12 protein-coding genes and 1 tRNA gene are annotated in these 13,409 nt (G+C 65.9%); 8 read left to right on the top strand and 5 right to left on the bottom strand.

The window, feature by feature from the left end; genetic code table 11:
* Positions 1–483: 483 nt before the first annotated feature.
* From rutA to rutD, 4 genes are read left to right on the top strand one after another with little or no spacing between them, the layout of a single operon-like run.
* Positions 484–1,587, top strand: a complete 1,104-nt coding sequence (gene rutA / locus ACQY78_RS12465) for a pyrimidine utilization protein A (protein WP_428685999.1) — start codon at positions 484–486, stop codon at positions 1,585–1,587.
* Complete coding sequence (gene rutB / locus ACQY78_RS12460; RefSeq protein WP_428685998.1) at positions 1,584–2,333, top strand: pyrimidine utilization protein B; 750 nt, start codon at positions 1,584–1,586, stop codon at positions 2,331–2,333. The genes rutA and rutB overlap by 4 nt, the downstream gene beginning before the upstream one ends.
* Positions 2,333–2,722, top strand: a complete 390-nt coding sequence (rutC, locus tag ACQY78_RS12455) for a pyrimidine utilization protein C (protein ID WP_428685997.1) — start codon at positions 2,333–2,335, stop codon at positions 2,720–2,722. Before rutB ends, rutC begins: the two co-directional genes overlap by 1 nt.
* Entirely contained in the window at positions 2,723–3,499 is a 777-nt protein-coding gene (gene rutD / locus ACQY78_RS12450) for a pyrimidine utilization protein D (RefSeq protein ID WP_428685996.1), read from the top strand.
* A 27-nt stretch (positions 3,500–3,526) separates the two neighbouring features.
* Here rutD and ACQY78_RS12445 read toward each other — a convergent pair whose 3' ends face one another.
* Positions 3,527–4,591: an Ldh family oxidoreductase gene (locus tag ACQY78_RS12445; protein WP_428685995.1), complete on the bottom strand. Its 1,065-nt coding sequence runs from the start codon at positions 4,589–4,591 to the stop codon at positions 3,527–3,529.
* A 600-nt stretch (positions 4,592–5,191) separates the two neighbouring features.
* On the opposite strand from ACQY78_RS12445, the gene ACQY78_RS12440 reads away from it, so the two are divergent.
* The 3 genes from ACQY78_RS12440 (at position 5,192) to ACQY78_RS12430 (ending at position 7,188) form a co-directional block, all read left to right on the top strand.
* Positions 5,192–5,800 carry a LemA family protein gene (locus ACQY78_RS12440; RefSeq protein ID WP_428685994.1) on the top strand — a complete coding sequence of 203 codons (609 nt, stop codon included), beginning with the start codon at positions 5,192–5,194 and terminating at the stop codon, positions 5,798–5,800.
* 66 nt (positions 5,801–5,866) lie between these two features.
* On the top strand, positions 5,867–6,574 hold the full coding sequence (locus tag ACQY78_RS12435; protein ID WP_428685993.1) for a TPM domain-containing protein: 708 nt from the start codon (positions 5,867–5,869) through the stop codon (positions 6,572–6,574).
* A complete protein-coding gene (locus ACQY78_RS12430; RefSeq protein ID WP_428685992.1) occupies positions 6,574–7,188 on the top strand; it encodes a TPM domain-containing protein in 615 nt (204 codons plus the stop codon). The genes ACQY78_RS12435 and ACQY78_RS12430 overlap by 1 nt, the downstream gene beginning before the upstream one ends.
* Positions 7,189–7,325: 137 nt before the next feature.
* On the opposite strand, the gene ACQY78_RS12425 is transcribed toward ACQY78_RS12430, so the two are convergent.
* Positions 7,326–7,415: transfer RNA gene (locus tag ACQY78_RS12425), tRNA-Ser, on the bottom strand.
* Positions 7,416–7,531: 116 nt separating this feature from the next.
* Between ACQY78_RS12425 and ACQY78_RS12420 the strand changes: the two genes are divergently transcribed.
* Entirely contained in the window at positions 7,532–7,885 is a 354-nt protein-coding gene (locus ACQY78_RS12420; RefSeq protein WP_428685991.1) for a hypothetical protein, read from the top strand.
* Between the two features lie 7 nt (positions 7,886–7,892).
* Here the strand turns inward: ACQY78_RS12420 and lepA are convergent, their stop codons facing one another.
* The 3 genes from lepA to pheS form a co-directional block, all read right to left on the bottom strand.
* Complete coding sequence (gene lepA, locus ACQY78_RS12415; protein ID WP_428685990.1) at positions 7,893–9,695, bottom strand: translation elongation factor 4; 1,803 nt, start codon at positions 9,693–9,695, stop codon at positions 7,893–7,895.
* Positions 9,696–9,820: 125 nt separating this feature from the next.
* Positions 9,821–12,220 carry a phenylalanine--tRNA ligase subunit beta gene (pheT, locus tag ACQY78_RS12410; protein WP_428685989.1) on the bottom strand — a complete coding sequence of 800 codons (2,400 nt, stop codon included), beginning with the start codon at positions 12,218–12,220 and terminating at the stop codon, positions 9,821–9,823.
* Complete coding sequence (pheS, locus tag ACQY78_RS12405; protein WP_428685988.1) at positions 12,217–13,317, bottom strand: phenylalanine--tRNA ligase subunit alpha; 1,101 nt, start codon at positions 13,315–13,317, stop codon at positions 12,217–12,219. The genes pheT and pheS overlap by 4 nt, the downstream gene beginning before the upstream one ends.
* Positions 13,318–13,409 lie beyond the last annotated feature (92 nt).

The following is a 13,409-nucleotide window of genomic DNA, read 5'->3' as shown; positions in this document are numbered from 1 at the left end:
AGTAGCCGAAGCGGGACCTCATGGAATGCTCATTTTCCGGGAGCAGTAAACCTGGGATGAGGCTTCGACCACGCCTCCGGCCCTTTCATGAGGGAAGGCTGTGCCGGCCGTCGCGGGTATGAGCCACCGAAGGGGGACGTCGTCCTGCCTGCGAGAAGTTGCTGCGCCAGGACGATGGTCAACAGGCAAAGCGGCACGCCCACGAAAACGATGACGTCCACGGTTGTCAGATAGTCAAGCAATGTCCCCGATGACTGCATGGCAAGTCCTTCGAATGATTGCTTGAGTTTGCCCCGCCACCGGGCCTGCGACCTTGCTCCAGATCAAAGCCGTCGTGTGCCCCTCGCAATGCTCTGATCCGCACCGGGTTGGACCACGATGCAACTCCTGGGCCATCGTGGCGCGTCGCGCGAACTATATGAAGTGACCAGATCTGTAGCTTTTGGGAAACTCCCCGCAGTCATCGTCCCTCGGAGGCGGCTCTTGGAAATCGGCGTATTCATCCCGATCGGCAGCAACGGCTGGATCGTTTCGACGACGTCGCCGCAATACAGGCCGAGCTTCGAACTGAACAAGCAGACCACACTCAACGCGGAGAAATATGGGTTCGACTTCGCCCTGTCGATGATCAAGCTCCGCGGATTCGGCGGCAAGAGCGAGTTCTGGGACCACAATCTCGAATCCTTCACCCTGATGGCCGGCCTCGCGGCCGTGACATCCCGCATCAAGCTCTATGCGACGGTGCCGACGCTCGCGATCCCGCCGGCGATCGCGGCCCGCATGTGTTCGACGATCGATTCGATCTCGCACGGCCGCTTCGGCCTCAACGTCATCACCGGGTGGCAGCGGCCCGAGTATTCGCAGATGGGAATCTGGCCGGGCGACGAATATTTCGCGCGCCGCTACGACTATGCGGCCGAGTACGTCCAGGTGATGCGCGAGCTGTGGGAGACCGGCACGTCCAACTTCAAGGGCGAGTTCTTCAGGATGGAGGACTGTAAGCTCAGCCCGCGCCCGCAGCAGCCGATGAAGGTGATCTGTGCCGGACAGAGCGATGCCGGCATGGCGTTCACGGCGAAGTACGCGGACTACAATTTCTGCTTCGGCAAGGGCTACAACACACCCACTGCCTGTGCCGACACCGTCGAGCGCATGCAGAGGATCGCCGCCGGCAGCGGCCGGGATATCGCGACCTATGCGCTGTTCATGATCATCACCGGTGAAACGGACGCCGAGGCGGAAGCCAAGTGGCAGCACTACAAGGACGGCGCGGACCTGGAAGCGCTCAAGTGGCTGACCGATCAGGGCAGCGCCGACAAGAAGTCCGGCGCCGACACCAACGTGAAGCACATGATCGATCCGCAATCGTCGGTGAACCTCAACATCGGCCTCCTGGTCGGCAGCCACGCCAAGGTGGCGCGGATGATGGACGAGGTCGCGACGATCCCCGGCCTGGCAGGCACGTTGCTGACCTTCGACGAATTCGTGAGCGGCACCGAGATCTTCGGCGAGCGCATCCAGCCCCTGATGAAGAGCCGCCGGCACATCGCCTGGCCTGTCGCCCCTGTTGCGGAGGCCGCGGAATGAGCAAGCCCGTCAGCTACTTCCCGCCCGACGATCCGAACGCGCGCCATCTAGAAGCGCAGCCGGAGGCGCTGCTGATCCGTCCGCAGGAGACGGCGCTGATCGTGGTCGACATGCAGAACGCCTATGCCTCGAAGGGCGGCTATCTCGATCTCGCCGGCTTCGACGTCTCGGGCGCCGCGGCGGCCATCGAGAAGACCCAGCAGGCGTGTGCCGCCGCACGGGCGGCGGGCGTGACCGTGATCTATTTCCAGAACGGCTGGGATCCGGACTATGTGGAGGCGGGCGGACCCGGCTCACCCAACTTCCACAAGTCGAACGCGCTCAAGACCATGCGGGCGAAGCCCGAGCTGCAGGGCAAGCTGCTGGCCAAGGGCGGCTGGGACTACGAGCTGGTGCAGGAGCTGCAGCCGGAGGCGGGTGACATCGTGGTTCCCAAGCCGCGCTACTCGGCCTTCTACAACACCAACCTCGACAGTATCCTGCGCTCGCGCGGCATCCGCTCTCTCGTCTTCACGGGCGTGGCGACCAACGTGTGCGTCGAGTCGACGTTGCGCGATGGCTTCTTCCTCGAATATTTCGGCGTGGTCCTCCACGACGCCTGCCACCATGCCGGCCCGGACTTCGTGCAGAAGGCGTCGCTCTACAACATCGAGAAGTTCTTCGGCTGGGTCTCTTCTGTCGAAGCGTTCCAGAAGGCGCTGAAGGACAACACCAATCCGACGCTGACGACGAAGGGAGCAGAGTGATGGCGATGAAACCCGTGATTCCGGCCGGTTCCGGCAAGACCCTGGCGCCCTATTCGCCCGGCGCGATGGCCGACGGCATCGTCTATGTCTCGGGCACGCTGGCGCTCGACAAGGAAACCAACGTCGTCCACGTGGGCGACGCCGCGAAGCAGACCGAGTTCGTGCTCGAACAGATCAAGTCCGTGATCGAAGCGGCCGGCGGCACCATGGCCGATGTCACCTTCAACCAGATCTTCCTGACCGACTGGGCCAACTACGCGGCCATCAACACCGTCTATGCGACGTACTTTCCCGGCGACAAGCCGGCGCGCTACTGCATCCAGTGCGGCCTGGTGAAGAAGGACGCGCTGGTCGAGATCGCCACGACGGCGCATCTCGGCAAGAGTTAAGTGAGCGTCGACGTCCTCGAAAGCACCCGCGCGGGTGCGCCGACCGTCCTCCTTTCATCCGGCTTGGGTGGTGCGGCGGGCTACTGGGCGCCGCAGCTTGCTGCGCTGCGTGCGCGTTACCGCGTGATCACCTACGACCAGGCGGGGACGGGGCGTGCGAAGCGGGTCCTGCCGGACACCTACTCGATCGGCGCCATGGCCGACGACGTGCTGGCGATCCTCGACGAAACCGCGACCACGACCTGTCATTTCGTGGGACACGCGCTGGGCGGACTGGTCGGGCTGGACCTCGCCCGCCGGACGCCGGAGCGGCTCACGTCGCTCACCGTCGTGAACGGCTGGGCGACGGCGGACGAGCATACGAAGCGCTGCTTCGAGGCGCGGCTCCTGTTGCTGGAACATGGCGGCCCTGCCGCCTATGTGCGGGCCCAGCCGATCTTCCTCTATCCGGCCCTGTGGCTGGCCCGGAACGCGGAGCGGGCGCGCAGCGAAGACGCGCATGGGCTGGCCCATTTCCAGGGCGAGGAGACCCTGCGTCGCCGCATAGGCGCGCTCCTGCGCTTCGACGCGACCGCCGACCTCGCCGCCATCCGGACGCCGGTCTTCGTCATGGGCGCGCGGGACGACGTGCTCGTGCCCGTCAGCAAATCCGAGGAACTCGCGGCCGGTCTGCCACACGCGGTCCTGCAGATCGCCGACTATGGCGGGCATGCCGTGAACGTCGTCGAGCCGGACGCGTTCAATGCGGCGCTCCTCGACTTTCTCGGTCGGGTGTAAGTCCGCCGGCTTGCCGGCCTTGTCCCGTCAGCCCTCCATGATCCACTTGGCGCCCGAGGCGAGTGCGATCTCCTTGACCTGGGCGAGCAGGTTGCGGCCGACGGGGATACCGGTCTTCATCCGCGCGGCGGCGATGCGGCGCTCGGGGTCGCCCGCCACCTGCACCGGCTTCGCCGGATCGGCGGGCCGTGTGGCGCGCAGCGTGTCGCAGAAGGCGGCGACGTCGGCCTGGAAGTCGGCGGCGTCGCGGAACATGCCGGGATCCATCGCCAGGAAGAAGTGGCCGATATCGATCGGACCGGGCCGCGTGTTGCGCGTCGGATCCGTCACCATCACGCCGCCCGACAGAGCCGAGCTCAGGATGTTGACCATGGCGCCCAGCCCGTAGCCCTTGTGGCTGCTGCCCTCGGGCGTGCCGCCGAGCGGCGTCATGTAGCCACCCTTGCTGACCTCGTGCGGGTCGGTGCTGGGCAGTCCGTCCTTGGTCACCAGCCAGCCGGTCGGCGTCTGAAGCTTCTCGTTGGCCTTGTTGCGGATCTTGCCGGCGGCGACGGTCGTGGTCGCCATGTCGAGCAGGAACGGCTCGCCCGGCTTGCCGGGCGCGGCGAAGGCGATCGGATCGGTGCCGAGGCGGGCCTGCGCGCCGTTGGTCGGCGCCATGTTGATGCCGCTCGCCGAGGTCGTCGCCATACCGATGAAGCCGGCGTCGACGGCCTGCAGCACATAGAAGCCGCAGGCGCCGAAATGACCCGAGTTGCGCACCGCCGCCACGCCGATGCCTGTCTTCTTCGCCTTCTCGATGGCGATCTCCATGGCGCGCCGTCCGGTGGGATGGCCGAGGCCGCCGTTGCCGTCGACCAGCACCGACACCGGGGTCTCCTTCACGATCCGGGGCTCGGCGCGGATGTCGAGCTTGCTCGCGCGCCGGCGCTCATCGTAGGGCGGCACCATCGAGATGCCGTGCGTGTCGATGCCGTGCAGGTCGGCCCAGCTCATGATCTCCGCCGTGCCGGCCGCCGTTTCCTTCGGCATGCCCCAGGCTTCGAGGATCAGTTCGAGTTGCTTGCGGTGGGTTTCGTACGACGCGGGCATGCTTCAATCCTCTGTTGCTGCGTCATTATTCGGGGTGCGGCGGCTCAAGCAACCGAAGAACCCGCGCCGCAGCGGATATCGGCGACCCGAAGCCGGGATGCAAACCTACGGGGGCTCTCTCAGGTCCAGTTTGTCCTGCAGGTGAAGTTTTGGACGGCCTGCAGGGACAGAACGCTGAGCGCGGCGCGAATTTCTCCCGCCTAAACCATGCGGAAGGCTTCCGTCAGGGGAACGTATTTGACCGCCAGCTCCTCGGTGGCTTCGGGCTCGGTTTCGCCCTGCGTGAGACCCCAGGCAACATAGGCCACCGCGCACGACCGGCGCTGAATGTGAGCTGGATTCCCAGAACTTGGCCGCGGAGTCTGTTGGCGCAGCTGAGACCTTCCATATCGACTGGTCGAAGCTCGAGCTATTGCGCTTGCCTGATATCGTGGCCGGCTGTGGCAGCCAGACGGTCGACACTTCATGCTTGGAATGAATTGTGCCACCAAACCTGCAGGCGAGGCCCGGGCAAGAGCTGCGCGCGGGGAGACAGGAACTTTTCGGCAGGTCGGACGTTTCCCTGGCGGCTCGACGAGCGTCGGCCTCGCGAGGAGAGTCATGACGGGTACGAGATCGATCTCAAGTTCATTTCTTTCGCGTCTGGCCACTGCCGTTCTGTGCCTGGGCTTGGCGTCGTGTGGGTACAACAATATCCCGACGCTCGAGGAGCAGGCGAAAGCGAAATGGGGCGACGTCCAGAACAACTACCAACGTCGTGCAGACTTGATTCCGAATTTGGTCGCGACGGTTCAAGGCTATGCCAAGCAGGAGAAAGACGTGTTGACCGCCGTGGTCGAGGCCCGTGCCAAGGCCACCCAGACCAGGATCGACGTGTCCCAGCTCACCGATCCGGAAAAGGTGAAGCAATTCCAGGATGCGCAGAATCAGCTCTCGGGCGCCCTGGGCCGGTTGATCGCCATCAGCGAGAACTATCCGGACCTCAAATCGAACCAGAACTTCCTGGCGCTGCAGTCGCAGCTCGAGGGCACGGAGAATCGCATTACGGTCGCGCGCCGCGACTACATCGAAGCCGTACGGGCTTACAATACCGAGCTCAGGACCTTTCCCGGCATGCTGTGGGCAATGACCGCATTCCGGTCGAACAAGCCGATGGCTGAATTCACCGCCAGCGATACCGCCCAGACGCCACCGACCGTCAAGTTCTGATCGTCGGCCATGCGTCCTGGTCGCTCGAGGACAGGCGCGTGGCTCGCGGGCTTGGCGCTATCCCTATTGTTCGGGCTGGCCGCAGTCGCCGCCAATTTCCCGCCATTGACCGGCAGGGTCGTCGACGAAGCCGGCATCTTGCCGGCGCCCGCTGTTGCAGATCTGGAGGCCAAGCTCGCCGACCTCGAATCGAGGTCGGGTATCCAGCTCGTTGTCGCCACGGTGAGTTCGCTCGACGGCCAGGAAATCGAGCCATACGCCAACGAATTGTTCCGGACCTGGAAGCTTGGCGACAAGACGAGCAACAATGGCGTGCTGCTTCTGGTGGCACCCAACCAGAAGCGCGTCCGGATCGAGGTCGGGTACGGCCTCGAAGGAACGCTGACCGATGCGCTATCGAAGGTGATCATCACTAATGCGATCGCCCCGCGTTTCAAAACAGGTGATTTCGCCGCAGGCATAACGCGCGGCGTCGACGACATCATCATCGTCCTGACGACCGATTCCTCGGAATGGCAGCAGCGTCCCTCGCTGCGTGTCGACAGCGAACCTGCCTCGGCGCCTGTGAACTGGCTCGTCATCGTCGTCATCATCGCGGTGATCGGGTTGATGATCGTGTCGCCGTCTTTCCGGTGGCTGGTGATCGGCATGCTGATGAGCGGGCGGGGCGGCGGATCGGGCGGGTTGGGCGGAGGGGGATCCTCCAGGGGCGGCGGCGGGTTCTCAGGCCGCGGGGGCTCTTCCGGCGGCGGCGGAGCGTCAGGGAGCTGGTGATGGAATTGAGCGAACAGGACCGCGCGCGCATCTCCTCCGCCATCCACGCCAGCGAGGCTCGTACGACTGGTGAGATCGTCTGCGTCCTGGCCCGGACCTCGTCGTCGGAAGCAGTCGGCGTGCCCGTGATGCTGGCGGCGGTTATTGCGCTGGCGCTGCCGTGGATGTTGATGAGCTTTACGGCGGCACCGCTGCAACTGATGTTATCGCTGCAGGTTCTGGCCTTCTTCGGTTTGCTTGGGGTCTTCTGCCTGCCACGTGTGCGCGTGGCGCTTCTGCCTCGAGCGGCGTGCCGCGCTCTCGCCCACCGCGCGGCCATGGAACAGTTCGTGCGTCGCGGGATCGCACGAACACGAGAGAGGACCGGCATCTTGATCTTCGTTTCGTTGGCCGAGCGCTACGCTCGCATTATCGCTGACGAGGGCATTGCCAGCCGCGTTCCCCGGGAGGAATGGCAGGGCGCCATCGATATTTTGAGAGGCCATATGCGGGAGGGCCACATTGCCGATGGTTTTGTCACGGCGATCGATCGGTGCGGTGCTGTCCTGGCGGCTCATTTCCCATTGGTCGAAGGGGAACGGAGCGAGCTGCCAAATCGGATCTATCTGATCTGAAAGTCCACGCTTGGCCGGGCGGCCCGATCGGGAGGCGATCTGTGCGGACCATCGTGCTTCTCTGCCGCGAGCATTGGCGCGGGAACCGGACCTTTTCTCCAAGGCTAAGGCCCCGGAGAGAAGGTTCGCAGAATGAATGGCGGACAGGGCGGGATTCGAACCCGCGGTGGCTGTTACACCACGCACGCTTTCCAAGCGTGTGCCTTAAACCGCTCGGCCACCTGTCCGGGAAGCGCGGTCGGCCGCTCTTATAGCGCGGTGGATGGTTTGGGCAACGGTCTTCCCCGGCTGCACCGGCTTGGCTAGGGTTTGGAGCGGTGCTTGACTGGTGCTTGGGGGCGTGATGGTCGTATTTCGTGGCCTGGGGTGGCTGTTCCTGGCCCTGGCTGTCGCAGTGATCGTGCACGACCTGCTCACCTGGTGGTCGGAAGGCGCCTATCCGTTTTCGACCCTGGGGAGCCTGTGGGCGCACCTCGACCCGGCCTCGCTGGGCAACACCCAGACATCAGCGCGGCGCCACCTGTCGGGCGTCCTGTGGACCTGGATGATGCGGCCCCTGCTCACCGTGCCGGCGGTGCCGGCTTTCCTCGTGCTGGGCGCAGCCCTCGTCTGGATCGGCCGCCGCGAGGGCGGCCGATCGGAACCCGGCTTTCTGGCGGGCTCGCGGCCGCGCCGGCGCCGCGGCGGGCTCTCCTGATTTCAGCCTAGCGGTTGTCCATCTTGAGGGCGGCGATGAAGGCCGATTGCGGGATTTCGACCTCGCCGATCTGCCGCATGCGCTTCTTGCCCTTCTTCTGCTTCTCCAGGAGCTTCTTCTTGCGGCTGATGTCGCCGCCGTAGCACTTGGCCAGCACGTCCTTGCGCATCGGGCTGATGGTCTCGCGCGCGACCACGCGGCCGCCGATCGCGGCCTGGATGGCGATCTTGAAGAGCTGGCGCGGGATCAGTTCCTTCAGCCGCTCGCAGAGCGCGCGGCCGCGGCTCTCGGCGGCATTCTTGTGGACGATCATCGACAGCGCATCGACCGGCTCGGCGTTCACCAGGATGGCGAGCTTCACCAGTTCGCTCTCCTCGTAGCCGTCCATCTCGTAGTCGAAGCTGGCATAGCCGCGCGTCATCGACTTCAGCCGGTCGTAGAAGTCGAACACGACCTCGTTCAGCGGCAGGCGATAGATCGCCATGGCGCGCGTGCCGGCATAGGTGAGCTCGAGCTGCTGGCCGCGGCGATCCTGGCAGAGCGTCAGCACGGACCCGAGATGCTCGTCGGGCGTGATGATCGTGGCCTTGATCCACGGCTCCTGCATCGACTCGATCTTCATCGGGTCGGGATAGTCCGCGGGATTGTGCAGCTCCATCGACGTGCCGTCGACCATCGCGACCTTGTAGACGACCGAGGGCGCCGTCGTGACGAGGTCGAGATTGAACTCGCGCTCCAGCCGCTCCTGCACGATCTCGAGATGCAGGAGGCCCAGGAACCCGCAGCGGAAACCGAAGCCAAGCGCTGCACTGGTCTCGGCCTCGAAGTGGAACGAGGAGTCGTTGAGGCGGAGCTTGGAGAGCGATTCGCGCAAGGTCTCGAACTCGGCGGCGTCGGCGGGGAACAGGCCGCAGAACACCACCGGCACGCTGGGCTTGAAGCCCGCCAGCATCTCGGCCGCGGGCTTGCGGTCGTCGGTGATCGTGTCGCCGACCTTGCAGTCGGCGATGGTCTTGATGCCGGCGATGATGAAGCCGATCTCGCCCGGGCCGAGCTCGGCCACGTCGGTGGCCTTGGGCGCGAACACGCCCACCTTGTCGAGGTCGTAGGCCGCGGCCGCCGCCATCATGCGGATCTTCATGCCCTTGCGCAGCACGCCGTCCTGCACGCGCACCAGGGTGACGACGCCGAGATACGGATCGTACCAGCTGTCTACCAGCAGGGCCTTCAGCGGTGCGTCGCGGTCGCCCTTGGGCGCCGGCAGGCGCTTGACCATGGCTTCGAGCAGGTCGTCGATGCCGAGGCCGCTCTTGGCCGAAACCAGGACGGCTTCGGAGGTATCGATGCCGACCACGTCCTCGATCTCGCGGCAGACCCGCTCGGGATCGGCGGAGGGAAGATCGATCTTGTTGAGGACCGGGATGATCTCGTGATTGACCTCGATCGCGTGATACGCGTTCGCCAGCGTCTGCGCCTCGACGCCCTGGCTGGCGTCGACCACCAGCAGCGAGCCCTCGCAGGCGGCCAGCGACCGGCTGACCTCGTAGGCGAAGTCGACATGGCCGGGCGTGTCCATCAGGTTCAGGACGTAGGTCTTGCCGTCCCGGGCCTTGTAGTTGAGGCGCACGGTCTGCGCCTTGATGGTGATGCCGCGCTCGCGCTCGATGTCCATCGAATCGAGCATCTGGTCGTGGAACTCGCGCTCGCTCACGGCGCCGCAGGCCATCATCAGCCGATCGGCCAGCGTGCTCTTGCCGTGGTCGATATGGGCGATGATCGAGAAGTTTCGGATCAACGACAGGTCGGTCATTTCACTTCGAGCCCAATTCAACTTTCATTGTCATCTTGAGCGCAGCGAAGGATCTGGCGCTACTTCCAAAGGCGTTCTCTGGTGTAGGCGCGAGGTCCTTCGCTGCGCTCAGGACGACAAGAGTGTTACCCACGCAGCACGGCACCCGTCGCCTTGGCGACGGCTGCCACGATCTTTTCGGAAACCGCCTCGATCTCCGCATCGGTCAGGGTACGCTCGACCGGTTGCAGGGTGACGGCGATGGCCAGCGACTTCTTGCCCTCCGGCACGCCCTTGCCGGCATAGAGGTCGAAGACGCGGGCGGCCGTGATCATCACCTTGTCGGCGTTGCGTGCCGCGCGCACCAGCTTTTCCGCCTCGACGCCGGTGTCGACCAGGAAGGCGAAATCGCGTTCGAGCGGCTGGAAGGCCGACAGGACGAGCTTCGGCCGGGCCTTGGTGGCCTTCGCCTTGGGCAACGGCGGCGCGTCGAGGAACACCTCGAAGGCGGCCACAGGGCCCTTGAGGTCGGCGGCCGCCACGATCTCGGGATGCAGCTCGCCGAAATAGGCCATCACGCGATCGCCGAGCTTGAGCGCGCCCGAGCGGCCGGGGTGGTACCAGTTCGGCGCACCCGCCTGCGACGACAGCGTGTCCGGCGCGCCGACAGCGGCCAGCACCGCCAGCGCATCGGCCTTGGCGTCGAAGGCGTCGACGGTGCGTGCCGGCCCCGCCCAGTTGCGCGGCACCGCCATGTTGTGGCGGATGCCGGCGGCCACGGTGCGCTGGCCCTGGGGCGTCGCGTCCTTGTACTGCGGGCCGACCTCGAACAGCGCCGGATCGGACAGGCCGCGCGCCTCGTTGCGCGACGCCGCGTCGATCAGGTTGGGCAGGATCGAGGGCCGCATCGTGTCGAGCGTGGCATCGATCGAGTTGAGCAGCCGCACGTCCGCAGCCCCGCCGCCGAAACGCTCGGCCTTCTTCAGCGGCAGAAAGGACCAGGTGACGGCCTCGTTCATGCCGCGCGCGGCCAGCGCCCGGCGCGCCTGCGGCGTGCGGCGCTGCAGCGGATCGCGCACCGGCCGCGACATGGTCGAAACCGGCGGCAGCGAGGTGGTCGGGATCTTGTCGAAGCCGAACACCCGCGTCACTTCCTCGACGAGATCGGCCTCGCCCACGATGTCGGGACGCCACGACGGCACGGAAGCGGTCCACGGGCCGCTGCCCTCGACGCCGAAGCCCAGCTTGCCGAGGATGGAGACCGTGTCGGCAGGAGAGACCTCGATGCCGGTCAGCGTCTGCACGCGATCGGTGCGCAGCGTGTAGCTGCGCTGCCACGTCGGCATGACGCCGCTCGACACCAGCTCGCTGCACTCGCCGCCGCACAGGTCGAGGATCAGCCGGGTCGCGACCTCGGCCCCCCACCAGCAGGATTCCGGATCGATGCCGCGCTCGTTGCGATAGCGCGCGTCGGACAGGATGCCGAGCTTGCGGCCCGAGGCGGCGATGCCGATCGGCTGGAAGTAGGCGGCTTCGAGGAACACCTCGGTCGTGCCCTCCTGCACGCCGGTTTCCTCGCCGCCCATGATGCCGCCGATCCCGTGCACGCCCTTCGCATCGGCGATCACCGAGACCGCGGTATCGAGCGTGTAGGTCTTGCCGTCGAGCGCCAGGATCTGCTCGCCGTCGCGCGCCTGGCGCATGACGAGGTCGCCGGAGAGCTTCGCCGCATCGAACACGTGCAGCGGCCGGTTGAGGTCGAAGGTCACGAGATTGGTGATGTCGACCAGCGTCGAGATCGGGCGCAGGCCGATCGCCTTCAGCCGGCGCTGCAGCCAGTCGGGCGAGGGGCCGTTCTTCACGCCGCGGAAATGACGGCCGACCACGATCGGGCAGGGGCTATCGGGCGCGGGCGCATAGTCGTGCGTCCACTTGATCGGGCTGGCATAGCTGCCGGCGATCCTGTCGGACTTCACCGGCTTCAGCGTGCCGAGGCCGGCCGCCGCGAGGTCGCGGGCGATGCCGTGCACACCCAGGCAATCGCCGCGGTTGGGCGTCACCTTGATCTCGATCACCGCATCGCCGAGGCCGAGCGCTTCGGCGGCGGACTGGCCGGTCACGGTCTCGGCCGGCAGGTCGATGATGCCGCTATGGTCGTCGCCGAGCTGCAGCTCGCGCGAGGAACAGAGCATGCCGTTGCTCTCCTCGCCGCGGATCTTGCTGGCTTTCAGCGTGATGCCGGTGCCGGGGATGTAGCTGCCGGTCGGCGCGAAGATGCCCTTCATGCCGCTGCGCGCGTTGGGCGCGCCGCACACGACCTGGACGACCGTGCCGCTGCCGGTATCGACCTTGCAGACGCGCAGCCGGTCGGCGTTGGGATGCTGCACCGCCTCGACCACGTAGCCCACGACGAAGCCCTTCAGGGCCTCGGCGGGATCGCTCAGGCCCTCGACCTCGAGGCCGAGCATGGTGAGCGTGTCACGCACCTGGACCAGCGTCGCGTCGGTCTCCAGATGCTCTTTCAGCCAGGACAGGGTGAATTTCATCGTCCGAGCCCTCCGGTGAGCGAGGGAGTTTCCAGGGCCGAGAAGCCGTAGTGGCGCAGCCAGCGCAGGTCGGCGTCGAAGAAGGCCCGCAGGTCGGGAATGCCGTATTTCAGCATGGCGATGCGATCGATGCCCATGCCGAAGGCGAAGCCCTGGTAGACGGCGGGATCGAGGCCGCAATTGGCGATGACGTTGGGATGGACCATGCCGGAGCCGAGGATTTCCAGCCACGAATCGCCGGCGCCGATCTTGAGTTCGCCGTCCTTCCACGAGCAGCCGATATCGACCTCGGCCGACGGTTCGGTGAACGGGAAGTAGGAGGGGCGGAAGCGCAGCGGCAGGTCGTCGACCTCGAAGAAGGCGCGGCAGAAATCGACCAGGCAGCCCTTGAGATGGCCCATATGCGTCGTGCGGTCGATCACCAGGCCTTCGACCTGATGGAACATCGGTGTGTGCGTGGCGTCGCTGTCGATGCGGTAGGTGCGGCCGGGCACGATGATGCGCAGCGAGCCGCCGTCGGCCAGGCGCTTCTGCACGTCCTTGCTCAGCATGGTGCGCGCCTGGACCGGCGAGGTGTGGGTGCGCAGCACCATCGGCGTGCCGTCGGCGCGCGGCGGCAGATAGAACGTGTCCTGCATCTGGCGCGCGGGATGGTCGGGCGGAATGTTGAGGGCGGTGAAGTTGTGCCAGTCGTCCTCGATGTCGGGACCGTCGGCCCAGGTGAATCCCATCTCGCCGAAGATCGCGCCGATCTCGTCCATCACCTGGCCGATCGGATGCAGCGTGCCCTGTCCTTCGGGCCGCGCCGGCAGGGTGACGTCGATCTTCTCGGCGACGAGTCTCGCTTCGAGGGCGGAGGCGCTGAGCGATCCCTTGCGGGCCTCGAGCGCGGCCTCGATCTCGCCCTTGAGCTGGTTCACCCGCGCGCCGAATTCCTTGCGCTGCTCGGGCGCGAGCCCGCCCAGCGTCTTCATCAGGCCGGTGACGCTGCCCTTCTTGCCGAGCGCCGCCACGCGGGCGGCTTCCAGCGCGCCAAGATCGGCGGCGGCCTGGACGGCGTCGAGCGCCTCGCTGCGAATCGTCGAAAGATCGTCCATCTTTCCCACTCTCGAAACCGAACACGAAAAAAGGGAGCCTGTGGTCCAGGCTCCCTCTTTGCGATTGCTATCTGCCGCGCGTGACGCGCGAA

This window comes from Reyranella sp. (genome assembly GCF_965279625.1).
Classification (GTDB): Bacteria; Pseudomonadota; Alphaproteobacteria; order Reyranellales; family Reyranellaceae; genus Reyranella.
Note: the sequence above shows the minus strand (reverse complement) of the source record. Positions and strands in the feature narration are given on the sequence as shown.

Excerpts from the sequence above, each read along its gene's own strand:
- ACQY78_RS12420 (WP_428685991.1), top strand. The coding sequence starts at position 7,532 with ATGGTCGTATTTCGTGGCCTGGGGTGGCTGTTCCTGGCCCTGGCTGTC.
- rutC (WP_428685997.1), top strand. The coding sequence starts at position 2,333 with ATGGCGATGAAACCCGTGATTCCGGCCGGTTCCGGCAAGACCCTGGCG.
- ACQY78_RS12445 (WP_428685995.1), bottom strand. The coding sequence starts at position 4,591 with ATGCCCGCGTCGTACGAAACCCACCGCAAGCAACTCGAACTGATCCTC.
- rutB (WP_428685998.1), top strand. The coding sequence starts at position 1,584 with ATGAGCAAGCCCGTCAGCTACTTCCCGCCCGACGATCCGAACGCGCGC.
- pheS (WP_428685988.1), bottom strand. The coding sequence starts at position 13,317 with ATGGACGATCTTTCGACGATTCGCAGCGAGGCGCTCGACGCCGTCCAG.
- ACQY78_RS12430 (WP_428685992.1), top strand. The coding sequence starts at position 6,574 with ATGGAATTGAGCGAACAGGACCGCGCGCGCATCTCCTCCGCCATCCAC.
- ACQY78_RS12440 (WP_428685994.1), top strand. The coding sequence starts at position 5,192 with ATGACGGGTACGAGATCGATCTCAAGTTCATTTCTTTCGCGTCTGGCC.
- lepA (WP_428685990.1), bottom strand. The coding sequence starts at position 9,695 with ATGACCGACCTGTCGTTGATCCGAAACTTCTCGATCATCGCCCATATC.
- pheT (WP_428685989.1), bottom strand. The coding sequence starts at position 12,220 with ATGAAATTCACCCTGTCCTGGCTGAAAGAGCATCTGGAGACCGACGCG.